This is a genomic window from Roseococcus sp. SDR (assembly GCF_019083995.1).
Classification (GTDB): domain Bacteria; phylum Pseudomonadota; class Alphaproteobacteria; order Acetobacterales; family Acetobacteraceae; genus Roseococcus.
Genome location: NZ_JAHRCU010000007.1, coordinates 111,889 through 138,182, shown reverse-complemented (window position 1 = coordinate 138,182; position 26,294 = coordinate 111,889). Strand labels below are relative to the sequence as shown.

25 protein-coding genes and 1 riboswitch are annotated in these 26,294 nt (G+C 69.1%); of the genes, 10 read left to right on the top strand and 15 right to left on the bottom strand.

Annotated features, from left to right (window positions below):
- Window positions 1–74: 74 nt before the first annotated feature.
- Complete coding sequence (locus KTR66_RS10130; RefSeq protein WP_213612476.1) at window positions 75–770, bottom strand: cysteine hydrolase family protein; 696 nt, start codon at window positions 768–770, stop codon at window positions 75–77.
- A 103-nt stretch (window positions 771–873) separates the two neighbouring features.
- Between KTR66_RS10130 and KTR66_RS10125 the strand changes: the two genes are divergently transcribed.
- The 3 genes from KTR66_RS10125 to KTR66_RS10115 are packed head-to-tail and all read left to right on the top strand — an operon-like array spanning window position 874 to window position 2,587.
- Window positions 874–1,854: a tripartite tricarboxylate transporter substrate binding protein gene (locus KTR66_RS10125; RefSeq protein WP_213612475.1), complete on the top strand. Its 981-nt coding sequence runs from the start codon at window positions 874–876 to the stop codon at window positions 1,852–1,854.
- Between the two features lie 59 nt (window positions 1,855–1,913).
- Window positions 1,914–2,252, top strand: coding sequence for a DUF1244 domain-containing protein (locus KTR66_RS10120; protein ID WP_213612474.1), 339 nt, complete (start codon window positions 1,914–1,916; stop codon window positions 2,250–2,252).
- A 44-nt stretch (window positions 2,253–2,296) separates the two neighbouring features.
- Entirely contained in the window at window positions 2,297–2,587 is a 291-nt protein-coding gene (locus KTR66_RS10115; protein WP_213612473.1) for a DUF2312 domain-containing protein, read from the top strand.
- A 3-nt stretch (window positions 2,588–2,590) separates the two neighbouring features.
- On the opposite strand, the gene KTR66_RS10110 is transcribed toward KTR66_RS10115, so the two are convergent.
- Window positions 2,591–3,547 carry a tripartite tricarboxylate transporter substrate binding protein gene (locus tag KTR66_RS10110; RefSeq protein ID WP_213612472.1) on the bottom strand — a complete coding sequence of 319 codons (957 nt, stop codon included), beginning with the start codon at window positions 3,545–3,547 and terminating at the stop codon, window positions 2,591–2,593.
- A 418-nt stretch (window positions 3,548–3,965) separates the two neighbouring features.
- On the opposite strand from KTR66_RS10110, the gene pnp reads away from it, so the two are divergent.
- Together pnp and KTR66_RS10100 are read left to right on the top strand one after the other, a co-directional pair.
- Window positions 3,966–6,170 carry a polyribonucleotide nucleotidyltransferase gene (gene pnp, locus KTR66_RS10105; RefSeq protein WP_213612471.1) on the top strand — a complete coding sequence of 735 codons (2,205 nt, stop codon included), beginning with the start codon at window positions 3,966–3,968 and terminating at the stop codon, window positions 6,168–6,170.
- A gap of 114 nt (window positions 6,171–6,284) precedes the next feature.
- Window positions 6,285–7,685, top strand: coding sequence for a nitronate monooxygenase (locus tag KTR66_RS10100; RefSeq protein WP_213612470.1), 1,401 nt, complete (start codon window positions 6,285–6,287; stop codon window positions 7,683–7,685).
- A 41-nt stretch (window positions 7,686–7,726) separates the two neighbouring features.
- On the opposite strand, the gene KTR66_RS10095 is transcribed toward KTR66_RS10100, so the two are convergent.
- Window positions 7,727–7,957 (bottom strand): sulfurtransferase TusA family protein, encoded by a 231-nt coding sequence (locus KTR66_RS10095; RefSeq protein ID WP_213612469.1) that lies wholly within the window; start codon window positions 7,955–7,957, stop codon window positions 7,727–7,729.
- Window positions 7,958–8,064: 107 nt separating this feature from the next.
- Here KTR66_RS10095 and KTR66_RS10090 point away from each other — a divergent pair, with 107 nt between their 5' ends.
- The 3 genes from KTR66_RS10090 to KTR66_RS10080 all read left to right on the top strand — a co-directional run bounded on the left by KTR66_RS10090 (window position 8,065) and on the right by KTR66_RS10080 (window position 9,809).
- Window positions 8,065–8,484 (top strand): MucR family transcriptional regulator, encoded by a 420-nt coding sequence (locus KTR66_RS10090; protein WP_213612468.1) that lies wholly within the window; start codon window positions 8,065–8,067, stop codon window positions 8,482–8,484.
- 108 nt (window positions 8,485–8,592) lie between these two features.
- Entirely contained in the window at window positions 8,593–8,994 is a 402-nt protein-coding gene (locus KTR66_RS10085) for a Fur family transcriptional regulator (protein ID WP_371819080.1), read from the top strand.
- The gene (locus KTR66_RS10080) at window positions 8,991–9,809 is read left to right on the top strand and encodes a GNAT family N-acetyltransferase (RefSeq protein WP_213612466.1); all 819 of its coding nucleotides are present in this window, start codon (window positions 8,991–8,993) and stop codon (window positions 9,807–9,809) included. The genes KTR66_RS10085 and KTR66_RS10080 overlap by 4 nt, the downstream gene beginning before the upstream one ends.
- 14 nt (window positions 9,810–9,823) lie before the next feature.
- Here the strand turns inward: KTR66_RS10080 and KTR66_RS10075 are convergent, their stop codons facing one another.
- Window positions 9,824–11,851 (bottom strand): hydantoinase/oxoprolinase family protein, encoded by a 2,028-nt coding sequence (locus KTR66_RS10075; RefSeq protein WP_213612465.1) that lies wholly within the window; start codon window positions 11,849–11,851, stop codon window positions 9,824–9,826.
- Window positions 11,851–13,485 carry a hydantoinase B/oxoprolinase family protein gene (locus KTR66_RS10070; protein ID WP_213612464.1) on the bottom strand — a complete coding sequence of 545 codons (1,635 nt, stop codon included), beginning with the start codon at window positions 13,483–13,485 and terminating at the stop codon, window positions 11,851–11,853. Before KTR66_RS10070 ends, KTR66_RS10075 begins: the two co-directional genes overlap by 1 nt.
- 73 nt (window positions 13,486–13,558) lie before the next feature.
- Between KTR66_RS10070 and KTR66_RS10065 the strand changes: the two genes are divergently transcribed.
- Window positions 13,559–14,473 (top strand): SMP-30/gluconolactonase/LRE family protein, encoded by a 915-nt coding sequence (locus KTR66_RS10065; RefSeq protein WP_213612463.1) that lies wholly within the window; start codon window positions 13,559–13,561, stop codon window positions 14,471–14,473.
- A gap of 56 nt (window positions 14,474–14,529) precedes the next feature.
- On the opposite strand, the gene KTR66_RS10060 is transcribed toward KTR66_RS10065, so the two are convergent.
- From KTR66_RS10060 to KTR66_RS24785, 5 genes are all read right to left on the bottom strand, one after another.
- Window positions 14,530–15,720 carry a phosphoglycerate kinase gene (locus KTR66_RS10060; RefSeq protein ID WP_213612462.1) on the bottom strand — a complete coding sequence of 397 codons (1,191 nt, stop codon included), beginning with the start codon at window positions 15,718–15,720 and terminating at the stop codon, window positions 14,530–14,532.
- A gap of 168 nt (window positions 15,721–15,888) precedes the next feature.
- On the bottom strand, window positions 15,889–16,911 hold the full coding sequence (gene gap / locus KTR66_RS10055; RefSeq protein ID WP_213612461.1) for a type I glyceraldehyde-3-phosphate dehydrogenase: 1,023 nt from the start codon (window positions 16,909–16,911) through the stop codon (window positions 15,889–15,891).
- Between the two features lie 11 nt (window positions 16,912–16,922).
- Window positions 16,923–18,944, bottom strand: coding sequence for a transketolase (gene tkt / locus KTR66_RS10050; RefSeq protein WP_371819085.1), 2,022 nt, complete (start codon window positions 18,942–18,944; stop codon window positions 16,923–16,925).
- 97 nt (window positions 18,945–19,041) lie between these two features.
- Complete coding sequence (locus KTR66_RS10045; protein WP_371819079.1) at window positions 19,042–20,046, bottom strand: alpha/beta fold hydrolase; 1,005 nt, start codon at window positions 20,044–20,046, stop codon at window positions 19,042–19,044.
- Window positions 20,047–20,062: 16 nt separating this feature from the next.
- Entirely contained in the window at window positions 20,063–20,458 is a 396-nt protein-coding gene (locus tag KTR66_RS24785) for a hypothetical protein (RefSeq protein WP_249732001.1), read from the bottom strand.
- A 133-nt stretch (window positions 20,459–20,591) separates the two neighbouring features.
- On the opposite strand from KTR66_RS24785, the gene phaR reads away from it, so the two are divergent.
- The gene (gene phaR / locus KTR66_RS10040) at window positions 20,592–21,131 is read left to right on the top strand and encodes a polyhydroxyalkanoate synthesis repressor PhaR (RefSeq protein WP_213612458.1); all 540 of its coding nucleotides are present in this window, start codon (window positions 20,592–20,594) and stop codon (window positions 21,129–21,131) included.
- Between the two features lie 45 nt (window positions 21,132–21,176).
- Here the strand turns inward: phaR and KTR66_RS10035 are convergent, their stop codons facing one another.
- The 5 genes from KTR66_RS10035 to KTR66_RS10015 form a co-directional block, all read right to left on the bottom strand.
- Window positions 21,177–22,457 (bottom strand): TRAP transporter large permease, encoded by a 1,281-nt coding sequence (locus tag KTR66_RS10035; RefSeq protein WP_213612457.1) that lies wholly within the window; start codon window positions 22,455–22,457, stop codon window positions 21,177–21,179.
- Between the two features lie 293 nt (window positions 22,458–22,750).
- Entirely contained in the window at window positions 22,751–23,302 is a 552-nt protein-coding gene (locus KTR66_RS10030; RefSeq protein ID WP_213612456.1) for a TRAP transporter small permease, read from the bottom strand.
- 68 nt (window positions 23,303–23,370) lie between these two features.
- Window positions 23,371–24,357 (bottom strand): MBL fold metallo-hydrolase, encoded by a 987-nt coding sequence (locus KTR66_RS10025; protein ID WP_213612455.1) that lies wholly within the window; start codon window positions 24,355–24,357, stop codon window positions 23,371–23,373.
- Window positions 24,358–24,422: 65 nt separating this feature from the next.
- Window positions 24,423–24,872 carry a MarR family winged helix-turn-helix transcriptional regulator gene (locus tag KTR66_RS10020; RefSeq protein WP_213612454.1) on the bottom strand — a complete coding sequence of 150 codons (450 nt, stop codon included), beginning with the start codon at window positions 24,870–24,872 and terminating at the stop codon, window positions 24,423–24,425.
- Window positions 24,869–25,993 (bottom strand): Acg family FMN-binding oxidoreductase, encoded by a 1,125-nt coding sequence (locus KTR66_RS10015; protein WP_213612453.1) that lies wholly within the window; start codon window positions 25,991–25,993, stop codon window positions 24,869–24,871. Before KTR66_RS10015 ends, KTR66_RS10020 begins: the two co-directional genes overlap by 4 nt.
- 115 nt (window positions 25,994–26,108) lie before the next feature.
- Window positions 26,109–26,245: riboswitch (TPP riboswitch) on the top strand.
- The last annotated feature ends 49 nt before the right edge of the window (window positions 26,246–26,294 follow it).

Here is a 26,294-nt window from a genome sequence, read left to right as displayed (position 1 = left end):
CGCGCCCCGTCCCCCTTGCTCCGCGCGCCGTTCAGGCGGGTTTACCTGCACATAAATATTATACGCATGCGGAGTCAGGCGCCGCCAGGGGCAAGTCCCGCCAGGAACGCCAGCACCTCCGCCATGGGCACCACATCGGCGAATTGCCGGTCCATGTCGAAGAGCGCGATGGCATGGCTGATGGGAATGCGGTCGAACACCGCCTCCTCAGGCACGCAGACGCGCAGGTTGAAGGAGGAGGCGTCAAACACCGTGGCCTGCACGCAGTTGCTGGTCGCACCCCCCAGCACGATCACGCTGTCCACCCCGCGATCCAGCAGATGGCCCAGCACCGGCGTGCCGTGGAAGGCACTGGGCTTTTTCTTGACCAGCACCAGGTCGTTTGGCCCGGGCTCCATCCCCTCAGCCAGTTCCGACCCCGGCGTGCCTTCCAGGCACCAGTTCGGGCTCTCCAGCAGGTCGCGCTTGCGGCCATAGACGCCGATGTCGCTGCCCGAGGGGTCGAGCGCGAAACGGGTGAAGACGCAGGGCACACCTGCCGCCTGCGCCGCGCGCACGATTTGTGCCGCCGCCGCCAGGGCCGCGCGGCCGATGGCGCCGCAACTGGAGGGGTAGAGGTGATCCTGCCCTTCCGCGCCGACCATGTAGCGCTGAGCATCGATCACCAGCACGGCGGGGCGCCGGCCGAAGCCCATGCGGCGGCCGAAGCGGCCCTTGGCCAGCACGGCACGGTCCTGCTGGGTGAGGAAGTGATCCCAGGGTCTTTCCATGGGGGGTCTCTCGGTCATGCGCCGCCTCGCTGATTGACCGCCCGTCGCGGCCCGCTTCAGGATAGGGGCCGACGCCGTCAGCGCGAAGCCGGGAGAGACCGCCATGATCCGCCGCCGCCACCTTGCCCTCGGCGCTGCTGCCCTGCCCCTCGCGGCCCCGTTGCTCGCCGCGCGGGCGCAGGTGGCGGACTGGCCCAACCGCCCGATCCGCCTCGTCTCGCCCTTCCCGCCCGGCGGCGCCGCCGACCTCACCGCCCGCCTCATGGCGGAGGAGCTGACGGGCGTGCTGCGCCATAGCGTGGTGGTGGAGAACCGCACCGGCGTGGGTGGTGCGGTGGGCAGCGAATTCGTCGCGCGGTCCACCCCCGATGGCTACACATGGCTGCTGGCCAGCACCGGCCCCTTCGCCATCACGCCCGAACTGGTGCGCCTGAACTTCGACCCGGCGCGGGACCTCGCCCCTGTCGCGATGGTCTCCATCGTGCCGTCCGTCTTCGTGGTGAACCCGGCGGTGCCGGCCAACAACATGGCGGAACTCATTGCCCTGGCCCGCGCGCGGCCTGGCCAGCTCTCCTACGCATCGGGCGGCAATGGCACGGCGCAGCACCTCTTCGGCGAGATGCTGAAGCAGATGGCCGGGCTCGACATCCAGCACGTGCCCTATCGCGGGGGCGGCCCGGCGCTGACCGACACCATTGCGGGCCGCGTCCAGATCCTCTGCGACACGCTGCCGCTCTCGCTCCCGCATATCCGCGAGGGGCGGGTGCGCGCGGTCGGCGTCACGACCGCGCAGCGCCACCCGGCCCTGCCCGATGTGCCGACCGTGGCGGAGTCGGGCGTGCCCGGTTACGAGGCGGTGGGCTGGTACGGCATGGCCGCGCCTGTCGGGACACCGGAGGTGCTCATCGCCCGCATGAACCGCGAAGTGAATGCGCTGCTGGACAAGCCCTTGCTGCGCGAGCGCATGGCGGCCCAGGGCTCGGACCCGCTGGCGATGACGCCCGCGGCCTTCCAGGCCCGCATCGCCGAGGATCGCGCGCGCTGGGCGCGGGTGATCCGCGACGGCAATATCCGTCCGGACTGAGCGCGGCTTGAAGGGATCGGGCGGCAGGCGCATCTAGTCCGCAACGAAGGAGCCCCGCCATGCCGACCCCACAGCCCGAAGCCGAACTGAAGCTCGACGCCGACGCCGCCACGCGCGACCGCATCGAGGCCGCCGCCTTCCGCAAGCTGGTGGCGCATCTGCGCGAGCGCTCGGACGTGCAGAACATCGACATGATGAACCTGGCCGGCTTCTGCCGGAACTGCGTGAGCCGCTGGTACCAGGAAGCCGCCGCCGATGCCGGCACCACGCTGGAGACGCCAGCGGCGCGCGAGATCATCTACGGCATGGACTACAAGGCCTGGCAGGCGGCCAACCAGAAGGAAGCGACGGCCGAACAGAAGGCCGCCTTCGGGGCGGCCATGGCCAAGCACGGGTAGAGGCGCTACCACGCGCGCCTGAAATCCTGCTTCCGAGAGATACCATGTCCGACACTGAAGACGCTAAGGCCAGCCGCGCCCGCCAGGCCGCCGATTCCGACACGGGCGGCATCGCGGCCGACCGGCTGCGCTCCATCGTCGAGCGCATCGAGCGCCTGGAGGAAGAGCGCAAGGCGCTCGCCGACGACATCAAGGACATCTACGCCGAGGCGAAGTCGGCCGGCTTCGACGTGAAGGTCGTCCGCCAGATCATCCGCCTGCGCAAGCAGGAACCGGCCGAGGTGGAGGAGCAGGAGACGCTGCTCGACCTCTACCGCCGCGCGTTGGGGATGTGAGCGCTATTCGAGTTTAAGCCCCGCCACCCGTACCAGCTCCGCCCATTGCGGGCCGTCACGCTCCATGGTGGCGCGGAACTCGGCGGGGGTCGAGCAGACCGGCACCGTGCCCATCCGCTCCAGCGCCGCGCGAAAGGCGGCCTCGCCGCAAGCGGCGCCCAGGATTTCCGCCATGCGGGCGATCGCGCCCTCCGGCGTGCCGGCGGGGGCCGCGATGCCGTTCCAGGTCTCGGCGCGGAAGCCCGGGAAGCCCTGTTCTTCCACCGTGGGCACGCCCGGCAGGGCGGCCATGCGCGACCCGCCCGCCACCGCCAGCACGCGGATGCTGCCCGTGCCCTGGTGGGGAATGATGTCGGAGGGGTTGCCGAAATAGGCCGCCACATCGCCCGCCAGCACCGCCTGCATCGCCGGCGCGCCCCCCCGATAGGGGACGTGCTCGGCGCTCACCCCCGCGCGGTGCAGCAGCAGCGCCATGGCCAGGTGGTTGGAGGAGCCATTGCCCCCGCTCGAATAATTCACGCGCCCCGGATTGGCCCGCAGATAGGCGATGAATTCCGGCAGCGTGTTCACACCGATCCGCGCCGAGACGGCCAGCACCTGCGGATTGGCGCCGATGATGGAGATGGGCGCGAAATCGCGCGCCGCGTCATAGGGGACGCGTGTGAGCGCCGGCAGCATCACCATCTGTGAGGCACTGGCCGTCAGCAGCGTGTAGCCATCCGGCCGGCTGCGGGCCACGGCTTCCACCGCGATGGCGCCGCCGGCGCCGGTCCGGTTCTCCACCACCACCGACTGGCCCAGGCGCGCCGCCAGGACATCGGCGCTGAGCCGCCCCACGCTGTCCGTCACGCCGCCCGGCGCGAAGGGAACAAGGAGCCGCAGGGCGCGATCGGGCCAGGATTGGGCGAAGGCGGCCGGGGCGGCGAGGCACAGGGCCAGGAAGGGGATGAACCGTCTCACCAGGGATGCGCTCCTTCGATTGGGCGCTCCATCATTAGGCAGCCGGAACCAAGGGCCAAGCGAAACCTGCCCCGGCGCCGCATGCAAATCGCGCTGGCGCTGGCGCCATTTCCGGTCCATAACCCCGGGAACCGTCCGGGGCATGGCCCGGGACGGTTCAAACCGCCTGCGCCTGCGGCGGGTTGTCAGAGCCTCCGAGCCCTCCTGAACGGATGATGGGTCTGGCGGCGTTTCCGGCCACATGGCACCGCCGCGGGGTGAAGATCCCCGGCCCCCATGTCGCCCGAGACGCCGGAAGCCTCCCTCCCAAGGGTGCCCCGGTGGTTGGACTGCCTTCCTGCCGCGTCGCAACTCCCAGCCCCGCCGTCGCGCGGGGCCAGACGCATGCCCCCCATCCGGGGGGCCAGAAGGACGACGCATGTTCGACAACTACTTCCGCAAGGATATTTCCTGGGGCGGGCAGATCCTCACCCTCGAGACGGGCAAGATCGCCCGCCAGGCCGATGGCGCGGTGATGGCCCGCCTGGGTGACACCATCGTGCTCTGCACCGTGGTGGGCAGCCGCAGCGTGAAGCCAGGCCAGGATTTCTTCCCGCTGACCGTGAACTACCAGGAAAAGGCCTTCGCGGCCGGCAAGATCCCGGGTGGCTTCTTCAAGCGCGAAGGCCGCCCCTCCGAGGCCGAGACGCTCATCTCCCGCCTCATCGACCGCCCGATCCGCCCGCTCTTCCCCGAGGGCTTCCGCAACGAGGTGCAGGTCATCGCCACCGTCCTCAGCCATGATCTGGAGAATGATCCCGACATCGTCTCCATGGTGGGCTGCTCGGCCGCGCTGACGCTCTCGGGCATTCCCTTCTTCGGCCCGGTGGGCGGCGCGCGCGTCGGCTATATCGACGGCGCCTATGTGCTGAACCCCACCGCCGCGCAGCGCAAGCTCTCCAAGCTCGACCTCGTGGTCGCCGGCACGGCCGAGGGCGTGCTGATGGTGGAATCCGAGGCCTCCGAGCTTTCGGAAGAGGTGATGCTGGGCGCCGTGAAGTTCGGCCATGAGAGCTTCCAGCCGGTCATCGAGGGCATCATCGCGCTGGCCGAAGTGGCCGCGAAGGAGCCCTGGGACGTCGCGCTGGAAGACCCGGCCGCCGCCGCGCTGAAGGCCCGCATCGCTGAACTGGGCACCGCGCCGATGGCCGAGGCCTACAAGATCACCGAGAAGCTCGCGCGCCAGAAGGCCGTGGGCGAGGCCAAGAAGGCCGTCATCGCCGCCCTGGAAGCGGAGGGCGCCGATGTCGCCGCCGCCAAGGGCCTGATGAAGGAGCTGGAAGCGGACGTGGTCCGCAACGCCATCCTCGACACCGGCCTGCGCATCGACGGCCGCGACACGCGCACCGTCCGCCCGATCCTGGCGGAGGTCGGCGTGCTGCCGCGCGCCCATGGCTCGGCGCTCTTCACGCGTGGCGAGACGCAGGCGCTCTGCGTGGCCACGCTGGGCACCGGCCAGGATGAGCAGATCATCGACGCGCTCGCGGGCGAGTACCGCGAGAACTTCATGCTGCACTACAATTTCCCTCCGTACAGCGTGAATGAGACGGGCCGCATGGGCTCGCCCGGCCGGCGCGAGATCGGCCATGGCAAGCTCGCCTGGCGCGCGATCCATCCGGTGCTGCCGGAGAAGGAGAAGTTCCCCTACACGATGCGCGTCGTCTCCGAGATCACGGAGTCCAATGGCTCGTCGTCCATGGCGACGGTCTGCGGCACCTCGCTCTCGCTGATGGATGCGGGCTGCCCGCTGCTGCGCCCGGTGGCCGGCATCGCCATGGGCCTGATCAAGGAAGACCGCGGCTTCGCCGTGCTGTCCGACATCCTGGGCGACGAGGATCACCTCGGCGACATGGACTTCAAGGTGGCCGGGACGGAGGCGGGCATCACCGCCCTCCAGATGGACATCAAGATCACCTCCATCACCTTCGACATCATGAAGACGGCGCTGGAGCAGGCGAAGGACGGCCGCTTCCACATCCTGGGCGAGATGGCCAAGGCCATTTCCGGCGCCCGCGGCGAGATGGCGGCCACCGCGCCGCGCATCACCGTGATCAATGTGCCCAAGGACAAGATCCGCGACGTGATCGGCACGGGCGGCAAGGTGATCCGCGAGATCGTCGAGCAGACCGGCACCAAGATCGACATCGAGGATGACGGCACCATCAAGATCGCGTCCTCCAGCACCGAGGCGACGGAAGCCGCGATCGCCAAGATCAAGGGCATCGTGGCCGAGCCGGAGATCGGCGTGATCTACACGGGCAAGGTCGTGAAGACCGCCGAATTCGGCGCCTTCGTGAACTTCCTGGGCGCCAAGGACGGCCTGGTGCACATCAGCGAACTGGCCAATGAGCGCGTGAACCGCACCACCGACGTGGTGAAGGAAGGCGACGCGGTGAAGGTCAAGGTCATCGGCTTCGATGACCGCGGCAAGGTGAAGCTCTCCATGCGCGTGGTGGACCAGGCCACGGGTGCGGACATCACCGAGCAGGTGGGCGAGCGCCGCCCCCGCGCCGAGGGTGAGGGCGAGGAGCGCCCCCGCCGTGAGCGCGGCGACCGCGGCCCCCGCCGCAGCCGGGATGACTGAATCGCCCCGGTAACCAGGTGACTTGAACAGGCAAACCGTCCGGTGCTTTCTTGCGCCGGACGGTTTCGCCATAACTTCACAATTCTAGAATTCGGCACGGCAGGGACGGCAGCAGTGAAGGCGATCAACAGCATCCGCATGGGCGGCGTGGATGTCCTTCCGCTCGTGGAGGGCGGCAAGGGCGTGGCCGTGAGCAATGGCCTGACCGCGGGCGCCTGGGCGGCGGCCGGCGGTGTCGGCACCTTTTCCGCCGTGAATGCCGACAGCTATGACGCCGAAGGCCGCACCATCCGGCAGGTCTATTCCGGCAAGACCCGGCGCGACCGGCATGAGGAGCTGGTGGCCTATGGCATCGCCGGCGGCATCGCCCAGGCGCGCGAAGCCCGCGATGTGGGCGGCAAGAATGCCCGCATCCATGCGAACATTCTCTGGGAGATGGGCGGCGCCGAGCGCGTGATCCGCGGCGTGCTGGAAGGGGCCAAGGGGCTGGTGAACGGCGTCACCTGCGGCGCCGGCATGCCCTATCGCCTGGCCGAGATCGCCAAGGATTTCGGCGTCCATTACTACCCGATCGTCTCTTCCGCCCGTGCCTTCAGCGCATTGTGGAAGCGCAGCTATTCCAAGGTCAGCGAATGGCTGGGCGGCGTGGTCTATGAGGACCCCTGGCTGGCCGGCGGCCATAATGGCCTCTCCAACAGCGAAGACCCGAAGAAGCCCGAGGCGCCCTATGAGCGCGTGCGCAAGCTGCGCGAGCAGATGCGCGCCTTCGGCCTGGACGAGACACCCATCATCATGGCCGGCGGCGTCTGGTGGCTGGAGGAATGGTCCGACTGGATCGACAACCCCGAGCTCGGCCCCATCGCCTTCCAGTTCGGCACGCGCCCGCTGCTGACCAAGGAAAGCCCGATCAGCGATGCCTGGAAGCAGCGCCTGACGCAGCTCCAGGCTGGTGACGTTCTGCTGCAGCCCTTCTCGCCGACCGGCTTCTACTCCTCGGCCGTGCGCAACGATTTTCTCCGCGACCTGGAAGCACGCAACGAGCGCCAGGTGGCCTATACCTCCGAGCCCGTCGGCGAGCACACGGCGGAATTCGGCGTGGGCCCCCGCAAGCGCCTGGTCTGGCTGACGCCGGGTGACCGCGCCCGCGCCGAGGCCTGGACCCAGGCTGGCTTCACGGAAGCGATGCGCACGCCGGATTCCACGCTGATCTTCGTCACACCCCCCAACGCGCAGGAGATCCTGGCCGACCAGGTGGCCTGCATGGGCTGCCTGAGCCATTGCCGCTTCAGCAACTGGACGCAGAACGAGCCCGATTTCAGCACGGGCAAGAAGGCCGATCCGCGCAGCTTCTGCATCCAGAAGACGCTGCAGGACATCGCCCATGACGGCAGCCTGGAGAACAACCTGATGTTCGCCGGGCACAACGCCTATCGCTTCAGCTCCGACCCCTTCTATTCCAACGGCTTCGTGCCGACGGTGAAGCAACTGGTCGAGCGGATCATGACCGGGCGCTGAAGCCCGGTCTGACGTGACATCTTCGGGTGCGCGGGGTGGGGTCAGCCGCCCTTGCGCACGCGCAGCCGGCCATGCCCATCCTCGCCATGCTGGGCCTCCAGAATCTCATGACCCTGCTCGGTCAGGCTGCGGGCAAGGTTCCGGCGCGGTTCCTCGCCTTTGTAGAGAATATCGAGGACCGCTCCGGCCGGCAGTTTATCCAATTGTAACCGGGTTCGGACGAAGGTCATGGGGCAGGTGTCGGCTGTAACGTCGATGACCAAGGGGTTCATCCTTCCTGACTTCTGGCTTTTCCCAGCGCAACGCCGCGGAAGCGTCTTGCAAAAAGGTAGAAGAACTCGCTATTCATTTGCGGGACTGAGTTTGGAAAGAAAAAATCATGTCTGATGTTGCAAATGGCAGCGATCTCTTGGGTCTGACCGCCGAAATCGTATCCGCGCATGTTTCCAACAACCCGGTCTCGGTGACTGATTTGCCGAACCTGATCGTCGAAGTGCACCGGACGCTGGCCTCGCTCGGCACGGCTCCGGCGCGGGTTGAGGCGGAAAAGAAGATGCCTGCGGTTCCGGTGAAGAAATCCATCACGCCGGACTACCTGATCTGTCTGGAGGACGGCAAGAAGCTGAAGATGCTGAAGCGCCACTTGCAGACCTCCTATGGCATGACGCCCGACCAGTATCGCGACAAGTGGGGCCTGCCGCCGGAATACCCGATGGTGGCGCCGAACTACGCGAAGCATCGCTCCTCGCTGGCCAAGCAGATCGGCCTTGGCACGCAGTCCCGCAAGCCGGGCGCGTAACACCCCGGCGGGGCGGCTTCAGTCAGGCGCGAACATGCTCTATGGGCTGAAGCGCGCCCGGTGATGTCGGGTCAGTCAGGCAGAGAGGGCGGGACCATCAGCGACCGCATGTCCCGGATCGAACAGATGTGCGTGGAGCGCGGCCTGAAGATGACAGGCCAGCGCCGATTGATCGCGCGCGTGCTCTCGGAAAGCGAAGACCACCCGGATGTGGAGGAGCTGTACCGCCGCGCCGTGGCGCTGGACAACCGCGTCTCCGTCGCCACGGTCTATCGCACCGTCCGTCTCCTGGAGGAGAAGGGCATCCTCGAGCGCCGCGACTTCGGTGGCGGCCGTGCCCGCTTCGACCCCGCGGACCGCGGCATCCATCACCACCTGATCGATGTGGACACCGGCAACGTGATCGAATTCTCCGACGCCGAGCACGATGCCCTGGCGCGCGAGATCGCCGCCCGGCTTGGCTTCGATCTGGTCCAGCTCCGCCTCGAGATCTTCGGCCGCCGTCGATGACCGAAGCGCCGCCCTTCGAAGAGATCCGCTCGAGCAATCTCGGCGTTCGCGTCGCGACGAGCGAGGCGGAGATCGTGGCCGCCCAGGCGCTGCGCTACCGCGTCTTCTATGAGGAAATGGGCGCGCGGGCCGATGCAGCCACCACGAAGAGCCGCCTCGACGCCGATGCCTATGACGCGGTGGCCGACCATCTGCTGGTCGTGGACCATGACCGCGGCGAGGGGCCGGAGAGCGTGGTCGGCACCTATCGCCTGATCCGCCGCACCGCCGCCCAGCGCATCGGCCGCTTCTATTCCGAGGATGAGTACGACATCGCGCCCATCCTCGCCTACCAGCATGGTATCCTGGAGCTTGGCCGCTCCTGCACGGATGTTGCCTACCGCACGCGGGGCACGCTGCAGCTGCTCTGGCGCGGCATCGCAGCCTATGTGTTCAACCACAAGATCGGCCTCATGTTCGGCTGCGCCAGCCTGCCCGGCACCGACCTCGAGGCCAATGCGGCGCAGCTCTCCTACCTTGCGCAGCATCACCAGGCGCCGACCGAGCTCTGCCCGCGCGCCATCGAAACCCGTTATCTGCCGATGGACCGCCTCCCTGCCGGCAGCTTCGATGCGAAGAAGGCGCTGATGTCCCTGCCGCCGCTCATCAAGGGCTATCTGCGGCTGGGCGGATATGTCGGCGATGGTGCGGTGCTGGACCACCAGTTCAACACCACCGATGTCGCCATCGTCGTGATGACGCAGCAGATCACCGACAAGTACTACAAGCACTATGAGCGGAAATCCGGTTGGGACGGCCAGGACCGCTCCGGCTGATCAACCGCCGCTGATCACAGCCGGATCGAGAGCCAGCCTCCCGCATCCATCTCCGCCACGTCGCCGGGCAGCAACAGGATGGTGGTCGTGGCGCTCTCCACGATCGCTGGCCCAGCCACCGACTGGCCGGCGGCCAGCGCCGCGAAATCCCAGACCGGAAGTTCTGCCCAGCCACCCTCCAGCAGCGCGCGGCGCACCCCGAGCGGCGCAGCGCTGGTGGTGGCGCCCGCGGGGCGCCTGGGCGCCGGCGGCAGCAGCCCGGCTGCGGCGGCGCGGGCCGTGACCAGCACCACCTCCTCCTCCGGCAGGTCATAGGTGAAGAGCGCGCGGTGGCGCGCGTGGAAGGCCTCGCGCAGGCCGGCGCGGGTCATCGGCACGCCGTCGAGGTTTACCGTGATCTCGAAGACCTGCTCGCCATAGCGCAGGTCGGCCGCGCGATGGCCCTGCACCTCGCCCCGGAACCATTGCGCGAGCTGCAGGCGGGCGTCCGATTCCAGCCCGGCGAAGAGGGCGGCCAGCGCCGCATCCTCCGGCATCGCGGTGGCGCTGACGACGCTGCGCGCGATCTCGTGCCGCAGCTCGGTCTGCAGCATGCCCCAGGCGGACAGCCCGGCGGCGAAGAGCGGCACGGCGATGCGCGCCATGCCGAGATCGCGCGCCACCGCACTCGCATGCAGCCCGGCCGCGCCGCCGAAGGCGAGCAGGGTTGCGCCGCGCGGGTCCACGCCGCGCCGCACGGTGGCGACGCGCACGCCATCGGCCATGCGCGCATTCACCAGGCGATGGATGCCGAGCGCCGTCGCCTCGGTCGGGAGGTTGAGCTTCGCGGCCAGCGCGGCGATGGCACGCTCCGACGCCGCCGCATCCAGCAGGCGCGCGCCGCCCAGGAAGCGCGTGGCATCCAGGTAGCCCAGCGCCAGATTGGCGTCGGTCACGGTGGGTTCCGTGCCGCCATGGCCGTAGCAGGCGGGGCCTGGCCGCGCGCCCGCGGATTGCGGGCCGACCTCCAGCGTGCCGCGTGCGCCCAGATGCGCGATGGAGCCGCCGCCCGCGCCCAAGGTGATGATGTCGAGGCTGTCGAGCGCGATGCGCTCGCCCCCCACTTCGCGCCCGCGCCCGAGCGTGGCCGCGCCGTCCTGGATGAGGGCGATGTCGGTCGAAGTGCCGCCCATGTCGAGCGTGACGAGCTGATCCCCCATGCCGCGCCTGGCCAGCGCCACGGCCGCCGCGACACCGCCCGCGGGGCCGGAGAGCGCAGTGCCGACGGCGAGGCGCGCGGCCTCCCCGATCGGCGCCATGCCGCCATGCGAGAGGATGACGAAGACCGGCTGCGTATAGCCCGCCGCGCGCAGCCGTGCCTCCAGCCGCGTCAGATAGCGGGAGACGACGGGGCCGACATAGGCGTTCACCGCCGTGGTGGAGAAGCGCTCGAACTCCTTGATCTGCGGCAGCACATCGGCCGAGCAGGTGACGAAGACGCCGGGCAGCGCAGCGCGCACCGCTTCCGCCGCCGCATGCTCATGCTGCGGCGCCGCCCAGGAATGCAGGAAGCAGATGGCGACGGATTCCACTTCGGCGTCCCGCAGCTTGCCGATGGCGGAAGCGAGGCTCGCGGCATCGAGCGGGATTTCCACGCGGCCATCCGGGCGCAGCCGCTCGCGCACCGGAAGGCGCAGCGCGCGCGGCACCAGCGGGGGCGGTTGCGGCAGGCGGAGGTCGTAGCGCGCGGGCTTCAGCCCCTCGCGCATCGCGATCACGTCGCGATGGCCTTCCGTGGTGAGCATGGCGGTCTTGGCACCGCGCCGCTCCAGCAGGGCGTTGGTGGCGACGGTGGTGCCATGGACGATGCGCGTCGTCGCTTCCAGCAGCTCGGCCAGGGTCAGGCCGATGGCGGCGGCGAGGTTGGCCAGGCCATCCAGCACGCCCTCGCTCTGATCGCCTGGCGTGCTGGGCGCCTTGGCGAGGAATTCGCGGCCTTCCTCATCCACGCCGACGACATCCGTGAAGGTGCCGCCGACATCCACGCCGATGGTGTAGCGCATCAGGCCAGCCCTTCTTCTGCGTCGCGAGCGATGAGCGCCGGGTCGCGCTTCGCCGGGTCGCCCCAGCCGCCACCGCCGGCCGAGCGGATGTGCAGCACCTCGCCAGGCTGGATTTCCACGCCCACTTCCTTCGTCTTCAGCAACCGCTCCGTCCCATCGGCGTGGCGCAGCGCATAGCGATGCGGCGCGCTGTCCTGCCCGCCGGCGATGCCCGCACTGCCATGCCGCGCGCCATCGCCCGCCGTGTTGCCGCGCGCGGAGCCGTCGCTCTCCACCACCAGCTCGAGTTCCGCGCCATGGCCGCCGCGGAACTGGCCCGCGCCCGCCGTGCCCGCGCAGAATTCATGGCGGCGGAAATGCAGCGGGAAGCGCGCCTCGGCCATTTCCACGCTGCCGAATTTCAAGCCACCCGCCGAATGCCACTCGCCGGCGGTGGACCAGCCATCGCCCTTCGCATGCCCGCCGCCGCCGGGTCGCGCATGGAACAGGTGCCAGACGAACTTCCGATCCCCGCGCCGCGCATCGCGCCCCGTGATGGCGATGCGGAAGCGCCGCCCCCAGCCGCCCATCGCGCGCTCGGGGCAACAGCCCTGCATGGCGCGCATGATCGCCTCCACGATCTCATTGCTGCAATGGCTGGTGCAGAGCGTCACCGCCGCGCCCTCCCGCGCCCAGACCACGCTGCCCTCGCGCGCCACGACGTTGAGCGCGCGAAACGCGCCTTCGTTCTTCTGCACATCGGCATCGAGCAGATAGGCGAAACCCATGCAGACGGCCGAGAACATGTTGGGGTAGGAGGAGTTCACGAAGCCGGGCACCTGGTCGTCGCTCGCGCTCAGATCCACGGTGAGCCGGCCGCCCTGCTTGGTGCAGGTGGCGCGGATGGCGATGTTCTCGTTCCCGTGCCCGTCATCATCCAGCAGCGCGGTGCCGGTCCATGTCCCATCCGGCCAGCATTCCAGGATGCGCCGCGTATGCGCGTGCGAGAGGTCCAGGATGGCCTCCACCGCCGCCATCAGGCCTTCGCCGCCATGCTGCGCGAGCAGCTCATTCAGCCGGTTGGCGCCGAGCTTGGCCGCGCCCAGCATGGCCGCGAGATCGCCCCGGAAATCGCGGTTGATGCGGGTGTTGAGGGCCAGCATCGCGACGAGATCTTCCCGCATTTCGCCCTGCTCGCCGAGCAGGATGGGTGGGATGCGCAGGCCTTCCTGCCAGATCTCCGTCGCACCCGGATTGTAGCCGCCATGCGTGCCGCCGCCGATGTCGCTCTGATGCGCGCGGACCACGGAGAAGAACCGCACCTGCCCGCCTTCGAACACCGGAACCACGATCGTCAGATCGGGCAGGTGACTTCCCCCATGCCAGGGGTCGTTCAGCAGAAACACGTCGCCCGGCTTCATCTTCCCATCAAACGCGTCCCGCACCGCCTTCGCGGCAAAGGGCATGGCGCCGACATGCACCGGAATATGGTCCGCCTGCGCCACGAGCCGGCAGGCGCCATCCGTCACCGCGATGGAGAAGTCGCGGCTGGAGTTCAGGATCTGGCTATAGGCCGTCCGCAGCAGCCCCTCGCCCATCTCCTCCACGATCGCGGTGAAGCGGGCGGAGAGAACGGCAAGCGTCACGGGGTCCATGCGGCACGGCTCCATCTTGGCGGCACCGCGAGCGTGGCGCATCCTGGCCCGAACCAAAAGAGGAGGAGCGCATATGTCTCTCACAACACTGGCCACGGGCCTGCGTTTTCCGGAAGGCCCGGTCGTGCTGCCGGACGGCTCCATCGCGCTGGTCGAGATCGAGGCGCAGGTCGTCTCCCGCATCGCCCCGGATGGCACGCGCAGCATCATTGCGCGCCCGGGCGGCGGCCCGAACGGCCTGGCCGCCGGCCCGAACAACACCCTCATCCTCTGCAACAATGGCGGCTTCACCTGGCATGAGGAGCCGGACATCCTCCGCCCCTCCGGCACCGCGCCCGACTACAAGAACGGCCGCATCGAGGTGGTGGACATCGCCACCGGCAGCGTCCGCACCCTCTATGACCGCTGCGGCGACGTGATGCTGAAAGGCCCGAACGACCTGCAGCTCGACGGCAAGGGCGGCTTCTGGTTCAGCGATCTCGGCAAGGTCCGCGCGCGCGATCGCGACCATGGCGGCGTCTACTGGGCGGCGCTCGACGGCAGCAAGATCATCGAGGCCGCCTTCCCCATCTTCGGCGGCGCCAACGGCATTGGCATCAGCCCGGATGGCGAAAAACTCTATGTCGCCGAGACCGAAACCGGCCGCCTCTGGGCCTTCGACATCATGGGCCCCGGCCACCTGCGCAAGAACCCCTGGCCCAGTACCAGTGGCGGCTCGCTGCTCTGCCAATTCCCGGGCTATCGCCGGCTGGACAGCCTGGCCATCACGGCGGCGGGCAACATCGTCGTCGCCACGCTGGTTGCGGGGGAAATCACCACCGTCTCGCCCGCGGGCGAGATCCTCGACGTGGTGAAGATGCCGGAACGCATGCCGACCAATATCTGCTTTGGCGGGGCCGATATGCGCACCGCCTACATCACGCTGTCCAATACGGGGAAGCTGGTCAGCATGCCGTGGTCAGAACCCGGCCTTAAGCTGCCCTATTGAGCACCAAGGGGCTTTGCCCCTTGGAACCCCAGCAAAGGCCTTGGCCTTTGCAAACCTTAAGAGAGAGCTGCCACGCCGGGGAGCTCTTTGCCTTCCAGCCATTCCAGGAAGGCGCCGCCGGCGGAGGAGACATAGCTCATCCGCTCCGAAACGCCGGCATGGCGCAGGGCGGAAACCGTGTCACCACCACCACCGACCGAGCGCAGCTGCCCGGCCTCGGTGAGACGCGCCACCTCCTTCGCCACCGCGACCGTCGCCGCATCGAAGGGCGCGATCTCGAAGGCACCGAAGGGGCCGTTCCAGACCAGCGTCTTCGCCGCCGCCAGGCGCTTCACCACATCGGCCACCGTGGCGGGGCCCACATCCAGCGCCATCATGTCGGCCGGCACGGCGTCCAAGCCCACCACGCGGTTCGGCGAATGCGCGGCGAAGCCCTCGGCCACCACCAGATCCAACGGCAGGACGATCTCGCAGCCGCGCGCCTTGGCGCCGGCCAGGATCTCGCGCGCCGTCTCATGCATGTCGGCCTCCTGCAGCGACTTGCCGACCGCATGGCCCTGCGCCGCCAGGAAGGTATTGGCCATGGCGCCGCCAATCACCAGCACATCCACCTTGGAGGAGAGGTTCCCCAGCAGATCAAGCTTGGTGGAAACCTTGGCGCCACCGACGATGGCCACCACCGGCCGCTGCGGATTGCCGAGTGCGGCATCCAGCGCCTCCAGCTCCTGCTGCATCAGCCGCCCGGCATAGGCGGGCAGCAGCCGCGCCACGCCCTCGGTGCTGGAATGCGCGCGATGCGCGGCGGAGAAGGCGTCATTCACGAACACATCGGCGAGCTTGGCGAGACCAGCCGCCAGCGCCGCGTCGTTCTTCTCTTCGCCCGCGTGGTAGCGGGTGTTTTCCAGCAGCAGCACCTCGCCATCCTTCAGCGCGGAAGCGGCGGCCTCGGCCTCGGCGCCGATGCAGTCATCCACGAAGGCGACGGGCTTGCCGAGCGAGGCGGAGAGGGCGGCCTGCATCGGCTTCAGCGACATCTCCGGCACGCGCTTGCCCTTGGGGCGATCGAAGTGGGAGCAGACGATGACGCGCGCGCCCTTGGCGCAGAGTTCCGCGATGGTCGGGCAGAGGCGCTCGATGCGCGTCATGTCGGTGATCTTGCCATCCTTCACCGGGAGGTTGAGGTCGGCACGCAGCAGCACGCGCTTGCCGCGCGGATCGAGGTCATCGAGGGTGCGGAACGCGGGCATCAGGGCCTCCGGCAAAAGGACGAACCAACGAAAAGCAGAACCGCGCCCAGAGGATCCGGCCGCAAAGCGGCCGGCGCGCCCAGACCATCCGTCCGGCTGGGCGCGCCTTACGCGGCGCGAAGCCAAGCGCGCGGATGCGCGCGCCCGGCGCTTGAGGGCATCAAAAAATCACAGCTTCCCGTAGTACGCAGCGGTGTCCGACATGCGATTGCTGAAGCCCCACTCATTGTCATACCAGGACATCACGCGCACCAGGCCGCCATCCACCACCTGCGTCTGCGTCGCGTCGAAGGTCGAGCTGTGCGGGTCGTGGTTGAAGTCGATGCTCACCAGCGGCGCCGTGTTGTAGCCGAGGATGCCCTTCAGCGGGCCGCTCTCGGAGGCCGCCTTCATCACGGCGTTGATCGCCTCCTTCGTCAGGCCCTCGGTCTTGCCCGGCACGAAATCGAGCGAGACGAGCGAGACGTTCGGCGTCGGGATGCGGATGGCCGTGCCGTCCAGCTTGCCCTTCAGTTCCGGCATGACGAGGCCCACGGCCTTGGCCGCACCGGTCGAGGTCGGGATGGCGGAGACGGCGGCCGCACGGGCGCGGTGCAGGTCCTTGTGCAGCGTGTCCACCGTGTTCTGGTCACCCGTATAGGCGTGGATGGTGACCATGTAGCCGCGCAGGATGCCGAAGTGGTCATGCAGCACCTTGGCGATCGGCGCCAGGCAGTTGGTCGTGCAGGAGGCGTTGGAGACGATCTTGTCCTCGGCCGTCAGCGTGGTGTGGTTCACGCCGTAGACGATGGTCTTGTCGGCGCCGTCGCCGGGGGCGGAGATCAGCACTTTCTTCGCACCCGTGCCGAGCAGCATCGAGGCCTTGTCGCGCGCGGTGAAGATGCCGGTGCATTCGGCCGCCACATCCACGCCGTTCCACTGCAGCTTGGAGGGGTCGCGCTCGGCCGTCACCTTGATCGGGCCCCAGGTCTTGCCATGGGCCTTGATGGTGATGCTGTCGCCATTGACGATCACCTCGCCCGGGAAGCGACCATGCACGCTGTCATGGCGGAACAGGTGCGCATTCGCTTCGACCGAGCCGAGATCGTTGATGGCCACGAACTCCACGTCGTCGCGCCCGCTCTCGCAGGCCGCGCGCAGCACGAGGCGGCCGATGCGCCCGAAGCCGTTGATGGCAATCTTCACCGTCATGTTCTTGGTCCTTATCCCAGAAGCTTCTTCGCGGCCGCGACGAGGGCGGGGGCCGTGATCCCGAAATGCTCGAAAAGTTTTTCCGCCGGTGCGGAGGCGCCGAAGCCGGTCATGCCGACGAAGGCGTCGGTCCAGCGCTCCCAGCCGAAGCCGATGCCGGCCTCGATCCCGAGGCGCGGCGCGCTGCCCAGCACGCTGGCGCGGTATTCCTCATCCTGCTGGGCGAACAGCTCCCAGCTCGGGAAGGAGACGACGGCGGCCTGGATGCCCTGCTCGGCCAGCATCGCGCGGGCGGCGAGGGCGATCTGCACCTCGCTGCCGGTGGCGACCAGCGTGATGGCGCGCGCGCCCTCCGCCTCGGCCAGCACATAGGCGCCGCGGGCCGAGCGGTTCTCGCCCGCATCCTCGCGCAGCGCAGGCAGCGCCTGGCGGGAGAGGGCCAGCACCGAGGGGCCTTCCGTGCGGCGCAGCGCCAGTTCCCAGCACTCGGCCGTCTCCATCGCGTCCGCCGGGCGGAACACCGCGAGGTTGGGGATGGCGCGCAGCGAGGCGATGGTCTCGACCGGCTGATGCGTCGGCCCGTCCTCGCCGAGTCCGATGCTGTCATGCGTCAGCACATGGATGACGCGCTGGTGCATGAGGGCCGCGAGGCGCAGTGCCGGGCGCAGGTAGTCGGCGAAGATGAGGAAGGTGCCGCCATAGGGGATGATGCCGCCATGCAGCGCCATGCCGTTCATGGCGGCCGCCATGCCGTGCTCGCGCACGCCCCAATGCACGTAGCGGCCGTTGAAATTGCCCGGCCCGATGGCGGGCACGCCCTTCACATCGGTGTTGTTGGAGCCGGTGAGGTCGGCGCTGCCGCCCACCATCTCGGGCACCGCGGGCACCAGCGCGGCCAGGCTGCGCTGGCTGGCGATGCGGCTGCCGATCTTGGGCTTCTCGGTGGTGAAGGTCGCGCGCAGCGCGTTCAGCCCTTCGGCCCAGTTCTCCGGCAGCTTGCCGGCCATGGCGCGCTCGAACTCCGCGCGCATCGGGTGCTTGGCCAGGCGCTTCAGCCAGGAGCGGCGGGTGCCGGCGGAGCGGCGCCCTGCCTCCTCCCACTTGGCCTTGAGGCCTTCGGGGATGGTGAAGGGCTCGGCATTCCAGCCCAGCGCGGACTTGGCGCCGGCAATCTCGTCGGCCCCCAGAGGCGCGCCATGGCTGCCCGCCGTGCCGGCCTTCTTGGGTGCCGCGAAGCCGATGATGGTGCGGCAGGCGATGATGGTGGGCTTCTTGCTGCGCGTGGCGGCGGCCATGGCGGCGGCGAGCTGCTCGTGATCGTGCCCGTCCACCCGCTTCACCGCCCAGCCATAGGCCTGGTAGCGCTTCAGCACATCCTCGCTGAAGGAGAGCGCGGTGTCGCCATCGATGGAGATGTGGTTGTCGTCCCAGAGGACGGTGAGCTTGTCGAGGCCGAGATGGCCGGCCAGCGCCGCCGCCTCATGGCTGATGCCCTCCTGCAGATCGCCATCGGAGCAGATGACCCAGGTGCGGTGATCCACCAGCGACTTGCCGAAGCGCGCGGCGAGCATGCGCTCGGCCATCGCCATGCCGACGGCGGTGGAGATGCCCTGGCCGAGCGGGCCGGTCGTCATCTCGATGGCCGGGTGCTCGCCGAATTCCGGATGGCCGGCGGCGGCGGAATGGAGCTGACGGAAGTTCTTCAGCACCTCCATCTCCATGCCGGCATGCCCGGTCAGGTGCAGCAGGCTGTAGAGCAGCATCGAGCCATGGCCGGCCGAGAGCACGAAACGGTCGCGATCGGCCCAGCGCGGATCGGCGGCGTCGTATTTCAGGAAGCGCGTGAAGAGCACGGTGGCCACATCCGCCATGCCCATCGGCATGCCGGGATGGCCGGACTTGGCCTTTTCCACCGCATCCATGGCGAGGACGCGGATGCAATCCGCCATCCGCCGCTCCTCCGTCACCGGCAGCGCGAGGATCGCGGCCTGGGCGGCGAGGGCGAGGTTGGGGGAGGTGCTGGGGGAGTCGATACTGGCCAAGGTCTGCTACGCCTTCACTTTGCGCGCGGCTATAATGTGAGACAGGGGGTGCGGCAAGTTTGCGCGCGGTATGTCTGGGCTGCGGCAGCTAGAGGCCCTTGATCCAGTCCCGCAGCGGCCGCCACAGCGCGGCTTCCGCATTTTCGCCCGCCACCATGCCGATATGCCCGGCTTTGGCGAGATGGACCTGCGCGCCGGGCAGGGCGGCGGCCAGCGGCAGGGCGGCGGCGGGCGGCACGATGCGGTCCCGCGCCGGGACGGCCACGAAGCTCGGTCCCTTCCATTCCGCGGGCGTCACGGGCAGGCCGGCCACCGCCCATTCGCCGCGGGCGGGCGTGTTCCGGCCATACCATTCGCCCATCGCCTCGCGCGCCACCGGGGCGGCCAGCGGCACGCCGTCATTCAGCCAATCCTCCAGCACCACGAAGCGCCGGGCGCGGGGTGAGGCCGGGTCCAGCTTGCCGAAGGCGCGGAATTTTTCCGCGATGGAATAGGGGTCGAGCATCGCGAAGAGGCTTTGCAGCATGTCCACGCCCAGCGCGTTCATCGGCGCCATCATGGGTTCCAGGCCGGGCAGCAGCTTGGCCATGGTGGGCGCCTGCGGGATGGCGCCGAAATCCCAGGGGGTGGCGAGCAGGGCGAGCCCGGCCACGCGATCCGGCCGGCGCTGGGCGGCGGCCAGCGCGAGAAGGCCGCCCATGCAATAGCCGGCCAGGATCAACCCGGGCGGGGCCGCCATCAGCGCCCGTTCCAGCCTTCCGGCGATGTGATCTGTCAGGGTGAAGCGGCGCTCCACCGGGCCGGGCCAGCCCCAGTCGAGCAGCAGGGGCTGCATGCCCTGCCCGGCCAGGAAGCGCATGAGCGAGGCGCCCTCGTCCAGGTCGAGCACATAGGCGCGGTTCACCAGCGAGGGCACGAAGAGGACGGACCTTCCCTGACGTTGTCCCTGGGGGCCGCCATAATCCAGCAGCCGGGCCGTGCCCTCCTGCCAGATCACGCCGGGCTCTGTCAGCCGGCGGGCATGCGGGTGGCGGCGATAGGCGGCGAGGCCGCGCAGCAGGGCGGCATCCTCGCGCCAGAGGCGGCGCAGCACGGCGCCGCGAAACGCCTCAGGACTTGCGCCGAGGGGTCCGAGGCTTGCGGCGATCCGCGCCGCCTCCGCCTGGCCCGCCTTCGAGCGCGGCCAGCCGGCGCTCCAGCTCGGCGAGGCGGGTGCGGAGGGCAGCGGCGTCATCATCGCCGCCATCCCCCGGCTCGCGCCCAGGATCAGGTGCAGGTTGAGCGGGCGCGGGCCCCGGCGGGCGGGCAGGGGGGTCATGCGGCGCCTGCCATTTGGCCGCCGCCGCCATCTGCGCGCTCTGCGCGCGCCAGAACGCCGCCATCAACGCGACCGAGGCGGACCAGGCCTCGGCCAGCTCCGCGTCCTGGCCCAGGCCGGCAAGCTCGCTCTCCCAGAGGGCGATCCAGTCGGCGGCGAGGCGGTCGAGATCCTCCGGGGAGTTCATCCATGCCCGTGACTATGTGTTGATGGAAGCCGCAACATAGCGCGAAGCCTTGCGGCTTCCCATGCCGGGCGTGCTACGCTTGCAGTGCAACAAACGCCAGAATTCCAACCGCAGCCAGACTGGGATGCATGCAATGCCCGATCAAACGGCCGAGTCCAAGCCCGCGAAACCTCCGGTCGTCGTCAAGAAATACGCCAACCGGCGCCTCTACAACACCGAGAGCAGCAGCTACGTCACCCTGGAGGACCTGGCCCAGATGGTCCGCGCCGGGCGGGACTTCGTTGTCTATGACGCGAAATCGGGCGACGACATCACGCGCTCCGTCCTCACGCAGATCATCGTGGAGGAGGAGGCGAAGGGCAGCCACCTCCTTCCCGAGAGCTTCCTGCGGCAATTGATCGGCTTCTATGGCGATAGCCTGCAGGGCGTGCTGCCGCGCTATCTGGAGGCGACCATGGCCGGCTTCTCCCGCCAGCAGGAGGAGATGCGGCGTGGCATGGAACAGGCGCTGAAGCCTTTCAGCCTGGAGGAGATCAGCCAGCGCAACATCCAGATGATGGAGCGCGCGATGAACCTCTTCTCGCCCTTCCAGGGCCGCAACGAGCTGGACGCGCTGAAGAGCGAGAACGCGGCGCTGAAGGCGGAACTCAGCGCGCTGAAGGCGAAGGGCTGAGCGGCTGGCGCCTGGCCGCAGCGGTCGGTCGCAGCCCGAGGGACTTCACCGATACCACTTCGTCGGCAGGTACATCACGATCTCCGGCACATAGGTACAGAGCAGCAATACGCCCACCAGCGGCACCATGAAGGGCATGACGCCGCGGGCCGCCTCTTCGAAGGAGATGCCGCCCACCCGGGCCAGGATGAAGAGCACGATGCCCACGGGCGGCGTCAGCAGCCCGATGCACAGGTTCAGCACCATGATGAGCCCGAAATGGATCGGGTCCACGCCGATGCTCTCCATCACCGGCAGCATGATCGGCACCAGGATCAGGATGGCGGGCAGCGGCTCGATGGCGAGCCCCACCAGCAGCAGGAAGACATTGGCGATGAGCAGGATCAGCCATTTCTGCTCGGTGATGGCGAGCACCCAGCCCACCACCTGCTCGGAGACGCGCGTCGTGGTCAGCAGCCAGCCGAAGATCTCCGAGGCGGCGACGATGAGGAGGATGGTGGCCGTCACCTCCACCGTCTCGAAGCTCACCTTGCAGATCGCGCGGAAGCCGAGCGTCCGGTAGACGATGACGCCGAGGAAGAGCGCATAGGCCACGGCGCAGATGGCGCCCTCGGTCGGCGTGAAGAGGCCGAAGCGCATGCCGCCAATGATCAGCACCGGCGTCAGCAGCGGCAGGATGCCCCGCGCCAGCGAACGGCCGAGCTCGTAGAGGCGGAACTTCGCATCCGCGCCGTAGCCATGGCGCCGCGCATACCACCAGACCATGACCATGAGGCAGGAGGCGAGCAGCAGCCCCGGCACGATGCCGGCGGCAAAGAGCTGCCCGATGCTCGCATTGGCCGAGACGCCGTAGATCACCAGGGGCAGGGAGGGCGGCAGCAAGGGCCCCAGCATGGAACTCGCTGCCGTGATGCCGACGGCGAATTTCGGGTCATAGCCATGCGCGCGCATGGCCCGCACCTCGATGGTGCCGAGGCCGGCGGCATCGCCAACCGCCGTGCCGCTCATGCCCGCGAAGACCACCGAGCCCACGACATTCACCTGGCCGAGCCCGCCCTTCATCCAGCCGACGGCGGCCACCGCGAAGTCATAGATGCGCTCCGTGATGCCCGAGGAGTTCATCAGCATGCCGGCGAAGATGAAGAAGGGCACGCAGAGCAGCGGGAAGGAATCCACGCCGCCCACCATGCGATGCACGATGGCGAGCAGCGGGATGGAGCCATCCACCAGCGCGAAGATGATGGAGGCCCCGGCCAGCGCGATGGCGACGGGCAGGCCGAGCGCAAGAAGGCCGAAGAAGCCGAAGAGCAGGATGGCAGCGGTCATGATTCAGGCCCTCAAGCGGCGGGCGGCGGCTTCGCCGCCTTGCCTTCGCGCCGCGGACAGGTTGCGCCGGCTGGCAGGGCGGTCGCGGCGCGCCGGCCGCGTTGCGGCCGGATTCGACAAGGGCGCGCCAAATCCCGGCCAGCCGGTCTCCACCGGGCACTTGCCGGCGCGCCAACAACGGATGCGAGGCGAATAGCCGAGCCGGAACGCTTCAGCGTTCCGAAGCCCAGCGGCCGGAGGCCGCGCGTCGTGCGGACAGCACGCCTGCGGCGTGACGCGTCTGAGGGCATGAATCAAGCCAGCACATCCTGCTGGCTTGGCGCATCGCCATGGCGCCAGCGGCGCCAGACCCACATGCACTCGCGCAGGAACATCCCCACGAAGCCCGCCGCCACCGGCCAATAGACCCAGGCGAGCGAAGCGTTCAGGCTGTCCATCGGCATCACGCCCATGCGCTCGGAGAGGTCCACGCTGATCCAGGCGCCGAAGCCCCAGAAGGCCAGGCGGCACAGGTCCTGGAAGGCCCAGAGCACGCGGCGCCCGCCCATCGGCAAGGCCATCTCCAGCGCCTCGACGCGGATATGCGTGCCGCGCCGCACCGCCCCGGCGCTGCCGATGAAGGTGAGGACGATGAGCAGATAGCGCGCCACCTCCTCGGTCCAGGCGACGCTGTCGTTCAGCACGTAGCGGGTGAAGAACTGTGTGAAGACCAGGATGCCCAGAACCCAGAGCAGGCCGAGCCCCACCCAGTCCTCGATGCCATAATTGCGGAAGGAGAAATGGCGGAGGTCATCGGCATAGCCGGCCTCCTCCGCCTGCGAGATTCCCTCGAAGGGCTTTTCCAAACGTCTTCCCCAAACTTGCTTGGATGGGACTCTATCGGAAAGAAAGGTGCTGGCGACTTAAACCGGCTTCATCCGAGGCCGGTCACGTTCATCGGCGCCGGCACCCAGGCATAGCCATCCCCCAGCCGCGCGACGTGGCCAAGGCCAGGCCAGGGGAAGTGATAGCTGAGCAAGGCGTGCCGGTCCGTCGCCACCCGGTCCAGCATGCGCGCCCGGGAGCGGGCGGATTGCGCGGGATCGCTGTCGAAGGCGAATTCCCAGGCGGGACGGCGCAGCATGATGGCGTGGTGATGCGCGAGGTCACCGGAGTTGATCACGGTGCGTCCGCCGCTGGTGATGGCGAAGACGTGATGCCCGATGGTGTGGCCTGGGGTCGCCAGCGCGGTCACGCCGGGGACCACCGGTTGCTCATCGCGGATCGGCAGAATGCGGTCGCGGTAGGCGTTCAGGTTGCGCTTCGCCCCTTCGATGAAGATGGGCATGAAGGCCGGGCCGCGCTTGTTCGCGTCATCTGTCCAGAAGCGCAGGTCCAGCTCGCTGATCGCGACCTGCGCATTGGGGAAGACGCGCGCGCCCTGGGCATCCACCAGGCCCCAGCAATGGTCGCAATGCGCGTGGGTGACGGCGACGATGTCGATCTGCGCGGGCTCGATCCCGGCGGCGCGCAGATTTTGCACCATGCGCCCCGTGGTGGGGCCGAACATGCGGCTGTCATTCCCCATGCTTTCGCCCATGCCGGTGTCGAAGAGGATGAGCTGCCGGCCGGTGTTCAGCACCAGGATGTTCTGCTCCAGCACCACGCTGTCGGTGGGCAGGAAGTTGTCGGTGAGGATGCGGGTCATCTCGGCCGGGGGCGCGGCGGGGAAGCCGTCGCCCGGCTTGCCGAGCGGCAGCGCGCCGTCCGAGATCACCGTCGCCTCGAACTCGCCGATGCGGAAGCGGTACCAGGCCGGTGCGGGCTGGTTGCGGGGCGGCGCGGCGGCGAAGGATGGCATCAAGGGGGCGGCGAGCCCCATGGCCGCGAGCCCAAGGCCCGCGCGGCGTGACAGCGACATCGTCGTTTTCTCCCTTTCGGCCCGTTCGGGGCCGGGGGGAGGCTAACAAGGCCGGATGCAAAAATTCAACCCGGAGTTGCAGAATCGCGTGCCTGATCGAGTGCCTCGCGCAGCGCCGCCAGCGCGGGCAGGGCCGCTGCCGGTGCCATGCCCAGATGGGTGGCGACGGGCGCCAGGTCGTCGTTGATCCAGCGGACCGCGGCGTCACGCCGGGCGCGCCCCGCCTCGGTCAGCATCACGCGCTTGCCGCGCGCATCGGCCGGGTCGGGGTCGAGGCGGATGAAGCCGCGCTCCTCCAGCCGTTGCAGCGTGTGGGTCATGGTGGGCTTGCCCACCTGAAAGGCGCGGGCGAGCTGCGCCGGCCCCCGCCCGTCGCCCAGCCGCACGAGATGGTTCAGCACGGTGAATTGCGGCAGGCGCAGGCCGTCCGGCTGGCCGCGCTCGAAGCGGGTGCGCGCCAGCTGCTCGATGATGCCGATCTCGTTCAGCAGGGCGAAGAGGGAGGAATCCGTCATCCCGCCAGGATACGCGATTCCACGGGCCAACGCGGGGTGGGGGGTGCGGCGCGCAGCGGGTGGCCGAGGCGCCCCAGCATTTGCACCGTGCCACCGCCACCCAGCAGCGCCTGCACCTCGCGATAGGGGCCGGCCATCGCGGGGAATTCCTGCAAGGCCTGGCTGACGGGCTGCAGCGCGAGGCCGTGCAGCGTGGCGGCGAGGTTCAGCCGCAGCCAATCCCGCCCGGCGGCGAATTGCTCGGCCCGGCTGTTTCCGGGCGTGACAAGCCAGGTGAAGGCGTTGGTGCCCTCGAAGATCGCCTGATACTGCGAGAAGCCGATCCGCCAGCCGGGCTGGCCGGGCTCCATGGCGGCCGGGGTGAGCTGGCCGGCGGCGATCATGCCGTCCATCTGCGGGCCCCAGAGGGAAACGCCGTCCGGCGTGGCGGCGACGGCGGCGCTGCCGAAGCGCATGAGGCGCACCGTCTCCATCCAGGCCGCGCGGTCCTGCGCCTCGACCTGCCAGGCGCGCCAGGCGAGGTCGCGCAGGCGGGCGACATCGCCCGTCTCGGCGCCGAAGCCGGCCGGGGCCAGAAGGGCGGCGCGGAGCGTGGCGATGGCGGCGGCCTCCACCGGCCGCGTCACGTCATAGGGCTGCTTGGCCGAGCGCCGCCGCGCGGCCGCGGCGAAGAGCGGATCGGGCCGGGCTGCGCCGCGCAGGGTGATGCGCGCGATCGGCCGGGCATCCAGGCGGGGCTGGGGCTCGCCCTCCGGGAAGGGGGTAATCTCGGCGGCCAGGCCCCGCTCGGCGGCGGCGAGGCGCAGCAGCTCCGTGAAACAGCCGAGGCCGATGAGGAGCTGCCGGTCGAAGGGGTCGGTCTCGGGCAGGCGGCGCTCGAGGTCCATGTGCAGCAGGATGGTCTCGGTGCCGGCCAGGCGCATCAGCCAGGGCTGCCGGTTGTGCGGGTTGGGCGCCAGCACGGCCCAGGCGAGCGCGGTGAGGCGCGGATCGGTGCGCGGCGTCACGGCCCAGGGGGCAAGCGGGTCGCCCGGCTGGGCGCGGAGGGGCCGCACCCAGTCGCCCGTGACGGCGAGGGCGAGGCCGGCGGCCTGGGTGGCGAAACGGCGGCGGGAGGGCATGCGGGAGATCCTTCGGTTCAACATTGAACGATAGATGGTTCAATATTGAACTTAAGGCAAACGCTTTTCCGCCGGCTCGGGGCTTGCCAGCGCCCCCGTGCGGGCCCATCACCCTCACGTCACCTGGGTGAGCCCTGACCCCCCGCGCGGAACCCCCCGCACGGTCGCCGGGCTGAGAGGCGGGATGCATCCCGCGATCCCTGGAACCTGATCCGGTTCGGACCGGCGAAGGGAGTGGTGCCTTGGCCCTGCGCGCGCCTGCCGCGCCCATGGGGCCATTCCCTCCTTGCGTCGCGCTCGG